At 60.4% G+C, this 14636-nt stretch carries 16 protein-coding genes and 1 pseudogene; 8 read left to right on the forward strand and 9 right to left on the reverse strand.

All coding sequences use genetic code 11. The annotated features are described in order from the left end of the window. The 4 genes from ACZRKZ_RS14585 to lptM are packed head-to-tail and all read right to left on the reverse strand — an operon-like array spanning position 1 to position 2993. Positions 1–726 carry a DUF484 family protein gene (locus ACZRKZ_RS14585; protein ID WP_463967649.1) on the reverse strand — a complete coding sequence of 242 codons (726 nt, stop codon included), beginning with the start codon at positions 724–726 and terminating at the stop codon, positions 1–3. Between the two features lie 13 nt (positions 727–739). Then, complete coding sequence (gene dapF, locus ACZRKZ_RS14590) at positions 740–1570, reverse strand: diaminopimelate epimerase (RefSeq protein WP_463967650.1); 831 nt, start codon at positions 1568–1570, stop codon at positions 740–742. A gap of 4 nt (positions 1571–1574) precedes the next feature. Beyond that, a complete protein-coding gene (gene lysA, locus ACZRKZ_RS14595) occupies positions 1575–2822 on the reverse strand; it encodes a diaminopimelate decarboxylase (protein ID WP_463981913.1) in 1248 nt (415 codons plus the stop codon). A 9-nt stretch (positions 2823–2831) separates the two neighbouring features. Then, positions 2832–2993, reverse strand: coding sequence for an LPS translocon maturation chaperone LptM (gene lptM, locus ACZRKZ_RS14600; RefSeq protein WP_003208801.1), 162 nt, complete (start codon positions 2991–2993; stop codon positions 2832–2834). Between the two features lie 239 nt (positions 2994–3232). Between lptM and cyaY the strand changes: the two genes are divergently transcribed. The 3 genes from cyaY (at position 3233) to rnk (ending at position 4339) form a co-directional block, all read left to right on the forward strand. Then, positions 3233–3565, forward strand: coding sequence for an iron donor protein CyaY (gene cyaY / locus ACZRKZ_RS14605; protein ID WP_463967652.1), 333 nt, complete (start codon positions 3233–3235; stop codon positions 3563–3565). 2 nt (positions 3566–3567) lie between these two features. Then, positions 3568–3786 carry a DUF1289 domain-containing protein gene (locus tag ACZRKZ_RS14610; protein WP_149412344.1) on the forward strand — a complete coding sequence of 73 codons (219 nt, stop codon included), beginning with the start codon at positions 3568–3570 and terminating at the stop codon, positions 3784–3786. Between the two features lie 142 nt (positions 3787–3928). Then, positions 3929–4339, forward strand: a complete 411-nt coding sequence (gene rnk, locus ACZRKZ_RS14615) for a nucleoside diphosphate kinase regulator (protein ID WP_178114369.1) — start codon at positions 3929–3931, stop codon at positions 4337–4339. Here rnk and ACZRKZ_RS14620 read toward each other — a convergent pair. The 3 genes from ACZRKZ_RS14620 to ACZRKZ_RS14630 form a co-directional block, all read right to left on the reverse strand. Beyond that, positions 4336–7176, reverse strand: a complete 2841-nt coding sequence (locus tag ACZRKZ_RS14620; protein ID WP_463981914.1) for a class I adenylate cyclase — start codon at positions 7174–7176, stop codon at positions 4336–4338. The two genes, rnk and ACZRKZ_RS14620, sit on opposite strands and share 4 nt — an antisense overlap. Positions 7177–7343: 167 nt before the next feature. Further along, positions 7344–7592 (reverse strand): TIGR02647 family protein, encoded by a 249-nt coding sequence (locus ACZRKZ_RS14625; RefSeq protein WP_133100804.1) that lies wholly within the window; start codon positions 7590–7592, stop codon positions 7344–7346. Between the two features lie 149 nt (positions 7593–7741). Further along, positions 7742–8026 (reverse strand): hypothetical protein, encoded by a 285-nt coding sequence (locus ACZRKZ_RS14630; protein ID WP_003208814.1) that lies wholly within the window; start codon positions 8024–8026, stop codon positions 7742–7744. A gap of 125 nt (positions 8027–8151) precedes the next feature. Between ACZRKZ_RS14630 and ACZRKZ_RS14635 the strand changes: the two genes are divergently transcribed. After that, entirely contained in the window at positions 8152–8811 is a 660-nt protein-coding gene (locus ACZRKZ_RS14635; protein WP_463981915.1) for a glutathione S-transferase family protein, read from the forward strand. Between the two features lie 95 nt (positions 8812–8906). Here ACZRKZ_RS14635 and argH read toward each other — a convergent pair whose 3' ends face one another. Continuing rightward, positions 8907–10301, reverse strand: a complete 1395-nt coding sequence (gene argH / locus ACZRKZ_RS14640) for an argininosuccinate lyase (RefSeq protein WP_149412341.1) — start codon at positions 10299–10301, stop codon at positions 8907–8909. Positions 10302–10910: 609 nt separating this feature from the next. Between argH and ACZRKZ_RS14645 the strand changes: the two genes are divergently transcribed. Together ACZRKZ_RS14645 and hemC are read left to right on the forward strand one after the other, a co-directional pair. Next, the gene (locus ACZRKZ_RS14645; protein WP_149412340.1) at positions 10911–11657 is read left to right on the forward strand and encodes a LytR/AlgR family response regulator transcription factor; all 747 of its coding nucleotides are present in this window, start codon (positions 10911–10913) and stop codon (positions 11655–11657) included. A gap of 138 nt (positions 11658–11795) precedes the next feature. Continuing rightward, entirely contained in the window at positions 11796–12737 is a 942-nt protein-coding gene (gene hemC, locus ACZRKZ_RS14650; RefSeq protein ID WP_463981916.1) for a hydroxymethylbilane synthase, read from the forward strand. Here the strand turns inward: hemC and ACZRKZ_RS14655 are convergent. Further along, positions 12682–12813: pseudogene (locus tag ACZRKZ_RS14655) on the reverse strand (hypothetical protein); the annotation flags it as partial. The gene hemC and the pseudogene ACZRKZ_RS14655 sit on opposite strands and share 56 nt — an antisense overlap. On the opposite strand from ACZRKZ_RS14655, the gene ACZRKZ_RS14660 reads away from it, so the two are divergent. Further along, positions 12749–13501 carry a uroporphyrinogen-III synthase gene (locus tag ACZRKZ_RS14660; RefSeq protein ID WP_463982088.1) on the forward strand — a complete coding sequence of 251 codons (753 nt, stop codon included), beginning with the start codon at positions 12749–12751 and terminating at the stop codon, positions 13499–13501. The pseudogene ACZRKZ_RS14655 and the gene ACZRKZ_RS14660 overlap by 65 nt on opposite strands. A 17-nt stretch (positions 13502–13518) precedes the next feature. Continuing rightward, positions 13519–14631 (forward strand): uroporphyrinogen-III C-methyltransferase, encoded by a 1113-nt coding sequence (locus tag ACZRKZ_RS14665; protein WP_463981917.1) that lies wholly within the window; start codon positions 13519–13521, stop codon positions 14629–14631. Positions 14632–14636: the final 5 nt, after the last annotated feature.

A 14636-nucleotide genomic window follows, 5' to 3' on the forward strand; every position in this document is an offset into this window, starting at 1 on the left:
CTAGCGCACCGCGCGCAGGGCGGTGGTGAAGCGCGGCAGGACGCGGCCTAACACTTCGGCGATATAGCTCAAGAACAGCGTACCCACCGAACTCTTGTAATGCTGTGGATCACGGCTGGCGATGGCCAGTACACCGTGCAGGCCTTGATGGCTGAGGGCGACCACGGCCGTGGAACCGATCTGCTTGCGCTGTTCTTCACCAAACAGGAAGTCCAGCTCATGCTCGCGCAGAGTGCCACTGATGGTTTTGCCTTCCGACAGCAGGCCACCAATGGCGGTTTGTGCATCGCTGCCGCTGACCCAGCGGCCCACCGGTATCGGGTTGTCGCTGAACAGGATCAGGCTGACAAAAGGTACCTGGAAATCCTGGCGCAGGCTGTCTTCGACGGCAATGACCGCGTCTTCCAGGCTGGCGGCGTCCATCAGGGTCAGGACCAGTCGACGGGTCTTGTCGAACAGGCGGTCGTTGTCGCGGGCCACGTCCATCAGTTGCGAGAGCCGATGGCGCATTTCGATATTGCGCTCGCGCAGGATCTTCATCTGCCGCTCCACCAGCGACACGGTATCGCCGCGTTGGTGGGGAATGCGCAGGGCCGGCAGCAGCTCTTCATGCTCGACGAAGAAGTCCGGGTTAGCCTCCAGGTAAGCGGCGACGGCCGCCGCCTCCAGACTTTCATCAGGGGTTGGTTCGGATTCTTGAACGGGTACCTGGGGCTTATCGGTCATTGGATTGGCTCACTCATAGACGGACCTGTCCTTCGTATACACGCATGGCCGGACCGGTCATCTTCACCGGCAGGCCTGGGCCTGCCCATTCGATGGACAGGCGTCCGCCGGGCAGGTCGATCAATAGTGGCGAATCCATCCACCCCTGGCTGATCGCGGCCACGGCAGCGGCGCAAGCACCGGTGCCGCAGGCCTGGGTTTCTCCGGCACCGCGCTCCCAGACGCGTAATTGCGCGCGGGAGCGGTCGATGACCTGCAGGAAACCGACGTTTACCCGTGCCGGAAAACGCGGGTGATGTTCTATCTTCGGCCCCAGCTCATGGACAGGCGCGCTGTTGATGTCGTTGACCCGCAGTACCGCATGGGGGTTGCCCATGGACACGGCGGCCAGTTCTACGCTCTCGCCGTCGACATCGACGCAATAGCTCAGGGCCTGTTCGACAGCCTGGAACGGAATATCCGCCGGAACCAGCCGAGGCGCGCCCATGTCGACGCTGATCTGGCCGTCGCTGCGAATATCCAGCTCGATAATGCCGCTTTTAGTCTCGACGCGAATCTGCCGCTTGGCGGTCAGGCGCTTGTCCAGGACAAAACGGGCGAAACAGCGTGCGCCGTTGCCACACTGTTCTACTTCGGAACCGTCGGAGTTGAAGATCCGGTAACGGAAATCCACGTCCGGATTACTCGGCGCCTCGACGAGCAGCAACTGGTCGAAGCCGACACCGGTGTGTCGGTCGCCCCATTGCTTGGCATGCTTGGGCAGGATGTGCGCGTGCTGGCTGACCAGGTCGAGGACCATGAAGTCATTGCCCAGGCCGTGCATCTTGGTAAAACGCAGCAGCATGGTCTTACTCCGGCAGCAGGCTTTCGCCAGCAAACAACTCGGCTACCGTCTCGCGGCGACGCACTTCAAACGCTTGATCACCGTCCACCAACACTTCGGCGGTACGCCCGCGGGTGTTGTAGTTGGAGCTCATGACAAATCCGTAGGCACCGGCCGAATGCACGGCCAGCAGATCGCCTTCTTCCAGGGCCAACTGACGTTCCTTGGCCAGGAAGTCGCCGGTTTCGCAGATCGGGCCGACGATGTCATAGGTGCGGCTTGCGCCATCGCGTGGGCGAACAGCAGTGACATTCATCCAGGCCTGGTACAGCGCGGGGCGGATCAGGTCGTTCATCGCCGCATCGACGATGGCGAAGTCCTTGTGTTCGGTGTGCTTGAGGTACTCGATCTGGGTCAGCAGTACGCCGGCATTGGCGACGATATAACGGCCCGGCTCGAACATCAGTGTCAGGTCGCGGCCTTTGGTGCGCTCACGCACGGCCTTGATGTAGTCGGCCACCAGCGGCGGCTCTTCATCGCGATAACGCACGCCGACACCGCCACCGAGGTCGATGTGGTGCAGGTAAATACCGCACTCGCCGAGGCGGTCGATCAGCGCCAGCAGGCGGTCGAGGGCATCGAGGAAGGGAGGCAGGCTGGTCAGTTGCGAGCCAATGTGGCAGTCGACACCCAGTACTTCCAGGTTCGGCAGTTGGGCGGCGCGGATGTACACATCCTCCGCGTCAGCAATGGCGATGCCAAACTTGTTTTCTTTAAGACCGGTAGAAATGTATGGGTGAGTACCTGCATCAACATCCGGGTTGACCCGCAGGGAGATAGGCGCGCGAACGCCCAACTCGGCGGCGATCACTTGCAGGCGCTCCAGCTCGTCGGTGGATTCGACGTTGAAGCAATGCACGCCCACTTCCAGGGCGCGGCGCATGTCTTCACGGGACTTGCCGACGCCAGAGAACACGATCTTGTCAGCCTTGCCGCCAGCCGCGAGCACACGCTCCAGCTCGCCTCGGGACACGATGTCGAAACCGGCGCCCAGGCGCGCCAGGACATTGAGCACGGCCAGGTTGGAGTTGGCCTTGACCGCGTAGCACACCAGGTGTGGCGTACCGTCCAGCGCATCGGCGAAGGTACGGTATTGTGCTTCGATGTGGGCACGAGAATAAACGTAGGTCGGGGTGCCAAAGCGCTCGGCAATTGCAGACAGCGCCACGCCTTCCGCGAACAGCTCGCCGTCCCGGTAGTTAAAAGCGTCCATGGTGTTCCCTTAGTAGGTGTCGTGCTTGTGCGCTTTGGTTTGCGATGATTGCGCCTGTTCATTCGGGTCTTTGCTGTCATCGGGCAGATACAGCGGGCCTTTTTGACCACAGGCACTAACGAGGCAAGCGACCGCGACGAGCGCAGCAAGGGAAGAGATCAGGCGCTTCATGGCGAAATCCTTGAATATGCATTAATTGCGCCCGAGTATACCGACCACCCGCCAGCTTGCCTATGCGCCGGGACACCCGTCCGGCGGGGCTTTGCCGAGTTTCTCGGGAAGTGGCCTACCTCAAGCGAGGATATTTCATGCAGCTCTCGGCAATGAAATCGGTATCCTTTGCAATCGGCGGGGCTCGCCCGTATCGTGCGGCGCTTGAGCGTGAGTAGACACTTTTCGAGGTTCCCACAATGAGTTTGACCGAAGCCCGTTTTCACGATCTGGTGGATGCCACCCAGCAAGCGCTGGAAGATATTTTCGACGAGAGTGGCCTGGACGTGGATCTGGAGAACTCGGCGGGTGTACTGACCGTCAAGTTCGAGAACGGTAGCCAGTTGATCTTCAGTCGTCAGGAGCCTCTGCGTCAGTTATGGCTGGCTGCGCGCTCCGGTGGCTTTCACTTTGACTACGATGAAGAGGAAAAGCGCTGGGCGCATGACACCAGCGATGAGCTGCTCAGCGAAATGCTCGCGCGCATCACCCTGGAACAAGCCGGCGTCGAGCTGGACTTCGACGAGATCTGATCGTGACACAGCCTGTTTCGGTACGCCCGCCCAAGCCGCTGTTCAGCAATGCCAGCCCGGCGGTGCCGTCACCTTGTATCAGTTTATGTCGGCTAGATGAGCAGAAAGTCTGCCTCGGCTGCTTCCGGCATGTGGAAGACATCCGTGAATGGCGCTCTGCTGACGATCAGCGCCGACGGGTAATCGTCGCCCAGGCCGAGCAGCGCAAGGCTGGCGCCTGACCCTCAGGTCAGCCTGTCTTGTTTATTTATTGTGCTGTGGTAGTGTCCGGATACACCTCAACTCATCGAGGTCCGTGAGAACCCCGCCTTTTCCTGGCGGGGTTTTGCTTTTTTGTGCAGAAAAAAGGAGTCTGCCTGAATCATGACCGCACCTTCCATCATCCTCACCCGTCTTGACGTGCAGCGTCTTGAGCAACTGATCGACCGCGTAGGCGAAGCCTCGCCGGGCGTCGAGGCCCTGCAACATGAGCTCGACCGCGCCGAAGAAGTGGTTGGCCACGATGAAGTGCCTGCCGGTGTTGTCACCATGAACTCCAGCGTGCATTGCCGTGAGCAAGGCAGTGGCAAGGACTATCACCTGACCCTGGTGTACCCCAAGGACGCGAATGCCGACGAAGGCAAAATCTCGATCCTGGCTCCGGTCGGCAGCGCCTTGCTGGGCTTGCAAGTCGGCCAGCACATCGATTGGCCTGCACCGGGCGGCAAGACCCTCAAGCTTGAATTGCTCAGTGTCGAAGTTCAGCCCAAAGACGGCGGCGCCTTTTCTCTCTAAACCTGGCCCAGTGCCTCGTTGAGCGCCTGTTCCAACTCGGCCTTGTAGCGCAGGTACAGATTGCTCGGGCTTTGAACATCACCGAGCAGGCCGGACAGGTCCAGATCGGTGATGTAGCAACGGTAACGCTCGGTCTCCCGGCGTTGCCCGACGATTTCCTGGGCGACCACTGCAAACAGTTGGTCGCCAAATTCCAGCTCGGAAAACTCCCGTTGATTGCAGTACAAGGTGATGCCGACCTGGCCGGGTGCGGCTTTGCCGATAATCGCCTGCACGTCGTAGAACGGCTTGTTGGTCGGATTTTGCGGCGCCGGACGAGGCTCGGCCCTGCGTGCGCGGCCGCTGCCCGAAGGTGATAGCTGATAATACAGCGTCTGCACCGCGCCCAGCGGTTGCTGGAGGTCCAGCGGTGACAGCGCGTCACGGCGATAGATGACCGATTGCAGGAACCGCTGCAAGGGCACCAACAGGCTTTGCTCGTCGTGAAACGGCAGGCGTTGCTGCCAGAGCGCGTTGAACTCGTCGAGCACGTACAGCTCGGCGAAGGTGTCGTTGATCCGGTAGAACACCTGGACACAGTCCGGCAGGCCCATGGGCAGCAGCAGCGCCAGGTCGTGGTCTTCCAAGGCCATGGCGTCCAGGTGCAGCGGGCTGTAGCTGGCCAACTCCTCGCTAAGGTAGTCGACCAGCGCCTGCTGGCTAGCCAGTGACACATGGTTGGCCTGGCCTGGCGCCAACTCCATCACGTGATAGTGCTGTTGTACCTGAATCAAGTAGCGATGGTTGAGCTGGCCGAGCAGCAGGTTTTGCGCGGTGTTGAAAATCTCTTCCACCCGCTGGGCAATGAATTGCGCGCGGTTGTGACAGAAACAGCGCACCCGCAGCCGCGGCAGATGATTGCGCGGCAGTTGGTTGAGGTAGTCGCGCAGGCAATCGAGTAGGGCGTGGGGGCCGTCGTAGCGGCTGACCATCACCTCGCTCCAGCTGTTGAGCGTGACCTGATCCAGGGTCAGCACCAGGTTTTCCCGCACTCCTGCGTAGCTCAGGGAGTCGGTACGCTCGGTGGTCATCAGGATATTCAGGTCGCGGTGATGCTTGAGCGGATCGACGCCGACATTGACCAGCAACAGCACTTCATCGGGTATCGCCGTACGCAGCAGCTGATCCTCATCAACGCTGACCAGAGGCAGGGTTATGGTCTGCTGCAGGCTGCCCAGCAGGTTGAATAGCTCGAACTCGGTCAGGTCGCTGGTGCCTGGATGTAGCGCCAGGCGGGTGCTGCTGTCGATCACCCCGTTGCGGTGGCACCAGGTGAGCATTTCCAGCAGGTCACGGCTGCGCTTGATTGGCGCAAAGTGTTCCCACTCCAGAGCTGTCAGGTTGCCGTTGTACAGGCCCCAATGGTGCAGGCCCGGCTCCTTGCGGTTGGGCGACTGCACCAGCGTCAGGGTGTCTTCGGCCAAGTCGGGGGCAATACCAGGGTTGATGAACTCGACCTTGCCGGCCTTGCGCTCGAAGGCGGCATACAGGCGCCGGCCGAGCACATTGAGGTCGCGCTTGTTGATCAGGCTGACGGTCTGTTCGGTGCGGGCGAACTGGGTCAGGAAGCGATAGCTGTAATTGAGTTCGTTGACCAGGGCCCGGCGTTCGGACGCAACCTGGCGGACTTTCCACTGGCTGCGGCTATCGAGCAAGGCCAGTTGCCGTTGATCCCAGCCCCATTCGTTGGCCAGCCGCTCCAGCAGCAATCGTTGCCAGCCAGAGGTACGCTGCCCACTGCTGAGTTTGCGATTGACCTTCAGGTACAGGCTGCGCCGCACCAGTTCCAGGCGCTCCGGTTCGTTGCGGCCCTGGAGGTATTCCTCGATGCGGCGATAGACCACGATGTACGGGTCCAGCTCATCCAGATCGACCTGGTTGGCGAACACCGCACGTTTGAAGCGAAGGCTCAGGCATTGCACCTTGGGGTGTTCGCTGGCGTAGACCTCGGTCAACAGCAGCTTGAGCACCGATTTGTAGGGTGACTCAATGCCCTTGAACAGCTGCCACAGGCCTGCACCGATAAACTCACCGGGCGGGATGTGCGCCAGGTGGCCGAGGTCGAGGGTTTCATCGGCGCGTATAAAGCGTTTTGAGATCAGCGCGTGAGTGAATTGGGCATAGCGGGTTTCTTCGTAGACCGGCACCAGCCACCAGATGGGCGTACGTCCGGCCAGCCAGATGGCGGTGCGGTAGAACTCGTCCAGCAACAGATAGTGCTGGGTCGTCCCGCAATCGTCGGAACTGAGCTGGGTGTCGCGCTCACCCTGGACAAAGCGGTTCGGTTCGATCAGGAAGAAGTGCGCTTCGGCGCCCATGGTCAAGGCCCAGGCTTCCAGCAACTGGCATTTCTTGCGCAGTTCGGTCAGCTCGCTCTCGCTTAAATCAGCGGCGTGGCAGACCCAAACGTCCATATCGCTTTGATCTGCCTGAGCCAGGGTGCCGAGGCTGCCCATCAGAAACAGACCATGAATAGGGCGCGGAGGGTTGCCGTGACGGGGCTTGTAGGAAAAAGAGCGGGTCAGGCGCTGGGCTTCGGCCAATGCCTGGTCGTCAGGTTCGAAGTTCGACAGCCCGGCCGGAGTGCTGCCCGAGACATAGCCGGGCAACAGCGGGTGATTGACGTGAAAAAACAGCGGTAGCAGGGTTAGTACGCTTTGCTGGCGCGGCGTCAAACCTTCCATGGCCCTGGTCATGCGCCCTTCATTGAGGGTCAGAAATCGTGTGCGCAACTGGGCCAGCACCTTGCGGTCGATGCCTTCGTCCAGGTTGGGGCGGATTTCGTGGGTGCGGGTCATGTCGAACTCGGTGGCTCGCAGGGCCCGGCGTGGGCAGCCGTATAGGAGTTTACAGACAGAAGCGTAGGAGGTTTAAGGGGAATTTGTTTTTGGCGTCAGAATTTTATCCCGGGCGCAGAAGTGCCCGCGGAATCCGTCAGGAGGGATTCCGTGGGCGATACGAGGTGTCAGGCTGCTTCTGTGGCGGTGGTCAGTATGGTCAGAAGGCTTTGGGCATGTTGAGCCGCGTCCCGGCCGAGGCTAGTCAGATAGCCGCCGTCTGGCTGGTCGATCAAGTCTTTTTCAAACAGTCGCCGGGCAGCAGCGATAGCAGCAGGTGCTGCAGTTTGATGAACTTTCAGACCTTCCTGGGAGCTGTCCAGGTTGAAGAGTGCAAGGATTTCCAGTTCGGCAACCAACTCAGGGGTATACGACATAAGGACTCCAGACTTTCTAGGAATTTTTAGGCGTTAGCAGTCCATAAGGTGAACGTACTTTGCCGAGCTGTCCAGTCAGAAGTCGTGAGGTCTTGATATGGGACAGGATTGTGGCCAGCAAGAGTTTGCTGGCCAGGAAAATGTTCTGCTTACTGCTTCTCTGGCGGCAACTCTGGCAGCGCGCGCAAGGCAGTTTCATACCATTCGGTATTGAAGGCGCGGTCTTCTTCGAGCAAGGCGTCGATTTCGATGGCGAGTACATGGGCCATCATTTGCAGGATATCTTCGCGCTCGTAGCCCACCAGGGTCAGCTTGTTGAACGTGGCTTTGGCGGCAGGCGGGTTGTCGCTTTCGATCTGGTTTTCGATCGCTTCAATTAAGGTGGTCTCGGCGAACTCTTCTTCGTCGTTGTCGATATCGGTTGGCTCGCTCATGGCAGGCTCCTGAAGGAAAGGGCGCCAGTCTACCCCCATTCAGGGAGGTGATGCTGCTGGTCAGATCAGACATGACGTTCTATAACCAACGCAGCCAACCCCCTGCATGGCCTGGAGGCTTTGTGATGCTCAAGCTTTACGGATTTTCGGTCAGCAACTACTACAACATGGTCAAACTGGCGCTCCTGGAAAAAGGATTACCCTTTGACGAGGTGCCTTTCTATGCCGGGCAAACCGTGCAAGCCCTTGAGGTAAGCCCGAGGGGCAAGGTGCCGGTACTGGGTGTCGAACAAGGGTTTATCAACGAAACCAGCGTCATCCTCGAATACATCGAACAGACCCAGGGTGGGCCTTCGCTGCTGCCCAGCGACCCGTTCCAGCGTGCCCAGGTGCTGGCGTTGTGCAGGGAAATCGAGTTGTACATCGAGCTGCCGGCTCGTGCCTGCTTTGCCGAAGCCTTCTTTGGCATGCCGGTAGCGGAGGCGATCAAGGAAAAATCCAAGGCAGAGTTGTTGCTGGGAATCGCCGCGTTGGGGCGGCACGCAAAGTTCGCGCCCTATGTGGCGGGCGATAGTTTCAGCATTGCGGATTTGTACTTCATGTACAGCGTGAACCTCGCCTGCGCGGTGGGCGAGAAGCTGTTTGGCCTGGACTTGTTGGCTGAGTTGCCCACGGCCAAGGCGTTGCTGGAGCGTTTGCACGCATTGCCCAATGCCCAGCGGGTGGCGGCGGACAGGGAAGCGGCGATGCCGGCTTTCATGGCGATGATTGCTGCCAAGAAGTAGCGGATCAGTCTGTTGAGTAACTTTGTGGTGAGTGGGCTGTTGTGGCGAGGGGACAAGCCCTCTCGCCACAACTAGCGCCTTGCCACAGTTTCGGGTTAGCGGCTGGCGAGCAATGCTTGACCGCGTACCACCGCTGCCTTCACCTGCGCCGGTGCAGTACCGCCGATATGGTTACGGGCATTCACCGAACCTTCCAGGGTCAATACCGCAAACACGTCCTGCTCGATCTGGTCACTGAACCGGCGCAGCTCTTCCAGGCTCATTTCCGCCAGGTCCTTGCTGTTTTCCACGCCGTATTTCACGGCATGGCCAACGATCTCGTGGCAGTCGCGAAACGGCAGGCCACGGCGTACCAGATAGTCCGCCAGGTCAGTGGCGGTGGAGAAACCGCGCAGCGCCGCTTCACGCATGATGGCGTGCTTGGGCTTGATCGCCGGGATCATGTCGGCAAAGGCCCGCAGAGAGTCGCGCAAGGTGTCGGCGGCGTCGAACAGCGGTTCCTTGTCTTCCTGGTTGTCCTTGTTGTAGGCCAACGGCTGGCCTTTCATCAGGGTCAGCAGGCCCATCAGCGCGCCGAATACACGGCCGCTCTTGCCACGCACCAGTTCCGGAACGTCAGGGTTTTTCTTTTGCGGCATGATCGAACTGCCGGTGCAGAAGCGATCCGGCAGGTCGATGAACTGAAATTGCGCGCTGGTCCACAGCACCAGTTCTTCGGAGAAACGCGACAGGTGCATCATCGCGATGCTGGCCGCGGCGCAGAATTCGATGGCGAAGTCACGGTCTGACACGCCGTCCAGGGAGTTGCCGCCGACGGCATCGAAACCCAGCAGTTGTGCAGTGTATTCGCGGTCGATCGGGTAGGTGGTGCCGGCCAGCGCGGCACTGCCCAGGGGCATGCGGTTGGCGCGCTTGCGGCAGTCCACCAGGCGCTCGTAATCGCGGCTGAGCATTTCGAACCAGGCCAGCAAGTGGTGACCGAATGTCACAGGCTGCGCGGTCTGCAAGTGGGTGAAGCCGGGCATGATGGTGTCGGACTCACGCTCGGCCTGCTCCAGCAGGCCTTTTTGCAGGCGGGTGATTTCAGCGAGAATCAGGTCGATCTCGTCCCGCAGCCACAGGCGAATATCGGTGGCCACCTGGTCGTTACGGCTGCGACCGGTGTGCAGTTTCTTGCCGGTCACACCGATGCGGTCGGTGAGGCGGGCCTCGATATTCATGTGCACGTCTTCTAGATCGACGCGCCAGTCAAAGGTGCCGGCTTCGATTTCACCACGGATGATGTTCAGGCCATCGATGATGCTGTCGCGCTCGGCGTCGGTCAGCACGCCGACCTTGGCCAGCATGGTGGCGTGGGCGATGGAACCCATGATGTCGTGGCGGTAGAGGCGCTGGTCGAACGTGACGGAGGCGGTGAAGCGCGCGACGAAGGCGTCGACGGGTTCACTGAAGCGGCCGCCCCAGGACTGGTTGGTCTTGTCGGTGCTCATGGATTCGCTCGTGATCTGCTGAAAGAGGGCATGAAGTGTTCCGCCGATAATAACAGGGTTGCTCTAGAGGCGTTGATACAGCGCGGCGGCATTTTTATTTGCGAGGAGGATGGCTAAGTGCCTTGCCCCCGGCCTCGTCCGGGAAGAGACTGGAGGCAGGATTGAATCAAGGGTTTAAAGCCGCCCGCACCTTGAGGTAAACAAAGGGTGTTTATTGAGACGATATTTGACGATTGAGCAATATCGTCTCTGCGAACGTCTACAGTTGGACTGTGAAGAAGCAAGTATTCGTATCCGTGGCGCTCAGGGCCCGGGGCGTCGCCTATGCGTTGATTTGATCCATCTTGCACCAATGACGGTCGGCGGGGTCGAAGTTCAAGCTATCCATAATGAGAGGGGGGTGTTCGTATTGTGTATCAGCAAACCCTACGACGATGCCCGAAGGCAGCAGGCTTTGGGCGCGATTGAACAGGACCGGGTAAATATTGGTGCCGCTCTTGGGGCACTTTTTGCCGCTCCCGCTAGTCTTAGCGTGGATCGCCGTGACGGAAGTCACCGCACCTGTCTACGCTATCCTTGTGCGAGACTCACGCAGGAATCCAGCGCAATATGAATGTCCTGATCGTTGATGACGAACCCCAAGCCCGCGAGCGACTGAGCCGTATGGTCAGTGAGATCGAGGGATACAGTGTCCTTGAGCCGAGCGCCTCCAACGGCGACGAAGCATTGGTCTTGATCGACAGCCTGAAACCGGATGTCGTCTTGCTTGATATCCGCATGCCGGGCCTTGATGGCCTGCAGGTTGCGGCCCGATTGAGCGAGCGCGAGTCAGCGCCCAATGTGGTGTTTTGTGCGGCCGAGGATGAGTTTCCCCTTGAGGCCCTACAAACCAGCGAGGTGAGTTTTCTGGCCAAGCCGGTGCGCGCCGAAGACCTGCTCAAAGCCTTGAAAAAGGCAGAGCGCCCCAATCGCGTCCAGCTCGCCGCCCTGACCCAGCCCGCAGCGCAAAGCGGCAACGGGCCACGCAGCCATATCAGTGCACGGACCCGCAAGGGCATAGAACTGATCCCCCTTGACCAGGTGGTCTACTTCATCGCCGATCATAAGTACGTGACCTTGCGTCACGAGGCCGGGGAAGTGCTGCTCGATGAGCCGCTCAAGGCCCTGGAAGACGAGTTTGGTGAGCGCTTCGTGCGTATCCACCGCAATGCGCTGGTAGCCCGCGAACGCATCGAGCGCCTGCAACGCACGCCGCTGGGACACTTTCAGTTATTTCTGAAGGGGCTTAACGGCGACGCCTTGATCGTCAGCCGGCGCCACGTCGCGGGTGTGCGCAAGATGATGCAGCAGCTTTAACCCGAGGGTTGCGGCGACCTTCACATCCTCTATCCCGGTGCGTTGAGGCCAGGGAGGCCCCGCTCCTGCTGATTCAAATCAAGGCGAATCTGCCTGAGCTGTTATTATCTGCCGTATCTATTCAGTACGGATTGATCCATGTCCTCTCGCGAAATCCGCATCGCCACCCGTAAAAGCGCCCTGGCCTTGTGGCAGGCCGAATACGTCAAAGCACGCCTTGAGCAGGCCCATCCCGACCTGAAGGTATCCCTGGTGCCCATGGTCAGTCGCGGCGACAAGCTGCTTGACTCGCCGCTGTCGAAAATCGGTGGCAAGGGGCTGTTCGTCAAGGAGCTGGAAACTGCTCTGCTGGAGAACGAGGCCGACATCGCCGTGCACTCGATGAAAGACGTGCCGATGGACTTCCCCGAAGGCCTGGGCCTGTTCTGCATCTGCGAGCGCGAAGATCCTCGCGACGCTTTTGTTTCCAATACCTACGCCTCCCTTGATGAATTGCCATTGGGCAGCATCGTCGGCACCTCTAGCCTGCGCCGCCAGGCCCAGTTGCTGACCCGCCGTCCAGACCTGCAAATCCGCTTCCTGCGTGGCAACGTCAACACCCGTCTGGCCAAGCTGGATGCTGGTGAATATGACGCAATCATCCTGGCCGCCGCCGGCCTGATTCGCTTGGGCTTCGAAGACCGCATCACCTCGGCCATCAGCGTTGAAGACAGCTTGCCAGCCGGCGGGCAGGGCGCCGTGGGCATTGAATGCCGCACGGCTGACAGCGAAATTCACGCGCTGCTCAAGCCCCTGGATCACCGCGATACCGAGATCCGGGTGACTGCAGAGCGTGCCCTGAACAAGCACCTTAACGGCGGCTGCCAAGTGCCGATTGCCTGCTACGCCGTTCTGGAAGGTGAAAACCTCTGGTTGCGAGGCCTGGTGGGTGATCCGAGTGGCGGCTTGCTGCTGACTGCCCAGATTCGTGGGCCGCAAAGTGAGGCTGCCAGCCTGGGGGTAAAAGTGGCCGAGGAACTGCTGGAAAAAGGTGCCGGCGCCATTCTGCAAGCAGTCTATGGCGAGGCCGGTCCGCAGTGACAGCTTGGCGTGTGCTGCTGACCCGGCCGGCAGATGAGTCTGTCGCCCTCGCTGCAACACTGTCCGAGCAGGGGATCTTCAGCAGCAGCTTGCCCTTGCTGGAAATCGAAGGCCTACCCACCACGGCCGAACAACAGACAGTTTTTCGCAACCTTGACCGCTATTGTGCGGTGATCGTTGTCAGCAAGCCGGCTGCACGGTTCGCACTGGGATTACTGGCCCAATACGGGCCACGGACACCGGCTCAACCCTGGTTCAGCGTCGGTGCTGCGACGGCGCAAGTATTGGCCGGCCATGGCCTGGACGTCAGCTACCCCGAGAGCGGCGATGACAGCGAGGCCTTGCTTGAATTGCCCAGGTTGCGCGAGGCTATTGCAGGGCCCGATCCGCGCGTGTTGATCCTGCGGGGCGAGGGTGGGCGCGAGCTACTGGCTGAGCGTTTACGTGACCAAGGTGCTAGTGTCGATTATCTGGAGTTGTATCGCCGTTTCCTTGCGGCTTACGACACTGGCGTGCTGACGCAACGCATCGGCGCGGAACGCTTGAACGGCCTGGTGGTCAGCAGTGGGCAGGGTTTTTTACATCTGCAAGCTCTGGCGGGCGCCGACTGGCCGCGCGTGGCACAGATGCCGTTGTTCGTGCCCAGCCCGCGCGTCGCCGAAATGGCCCGTGCCGCTGGTGCAGAAAAAGTTGTGGATTGTCGCGGTGCGAGTGCCGCGGCTTTGCTAGTGGCGCTACGGAGCCAACCCGTTCCCACTCTCTAAACGCAAAGGATGGATACGTGAGCGAAACAGCCTTGCCTAAAGATGAAGCTCAGCCCGCGCTTGATGCGCCTGTTGAGACCCCAGTCACTGCGCCCCGCCATGGTAACGGCCTGGCGATCCTGGCCTTGTTGCTCGGTGCCGCAGGCGTTGCGGCCGGTGGCTGGGGGATCTGGCAGGTCCGGGCCCTGCAAGCGAGCAGCCAGCAACAGCTGGGTCAGGTGCAAACCCTGGATGAACAATCCCAAGGCCTTAAGCAGAGCCAGCAGCAGTTGGCCGCACGCTTGGCGCAGTTGCCGGGAGCTGATGAGCTGGAAGATCGTCGCCGTCTGGTAGCGCAATTGCAGGGTGATCAACAGCGCTTGAGCCAGCGCCTGGAAACCGTGCTGGGCGCGAGCCGCAAGGACTGGCGCCTGGCCGAGGCCGAGCATCTGTTGCGCCTGGCCAGCCTGCGGCTGTCCGCCTTGCAAGATATCAACAGTGCCCAGGCGCTGGTCCAGGGCGCTGATGAAATCCTTCGAGAACAGAGCGATCCGGGCTCCTATGCTGCCCGTGAGCAGTTGGCCAAGAGCCTGGCGGCCCTGCGCAGCGTCGAGCAGCCGGATCGCACCGGGCTCTATCTGCAACTGGCGGCCCTGCGTGACCAAGTAGTGCAACTGGCCGCCACTTCTCCGGAATATCAGCTTCAGGACGCCCCCCAAGGACGCCCAACCACCGATGATGAAAACCGTTGGAGCCAATGGTGGGAGCAGATATCCCGCTATTTCCGTATCGACTTCAACCCTGATGACAACATTCGTCCACTGCTCGCCGGCCAAGGCCTGAACCAGGTTCGCCTGGCCCTTAGCCTGGCGCTGGAGCAGGCGCAATGGGCTGCCTTGAATGGCGAGCCGGCGGTCTACACCCGTTCGTTGGGCGAGGCCCGAAGCGTCTTGCAGGACAACTTCAATCAGAACAACCCGCAAAGCCAGGCAATGCTGGCACGCCTTGCCGAGCTTGAGCCCAAAGCTGTTTCGGTAGTGACGCCGGACTTGGCCGCGAGCCTGTCTGCGGTGCAGGCTTACCTTGAACGTCGTCATCTGTCTGCCGATGAAGCCAAGGCTTCCGCTGGCACGCCGGCGACCCAGGAGTAAAGCCG

It is taken from the genome of Pseudomonas sp. c313, assembly GCF_055407145.1.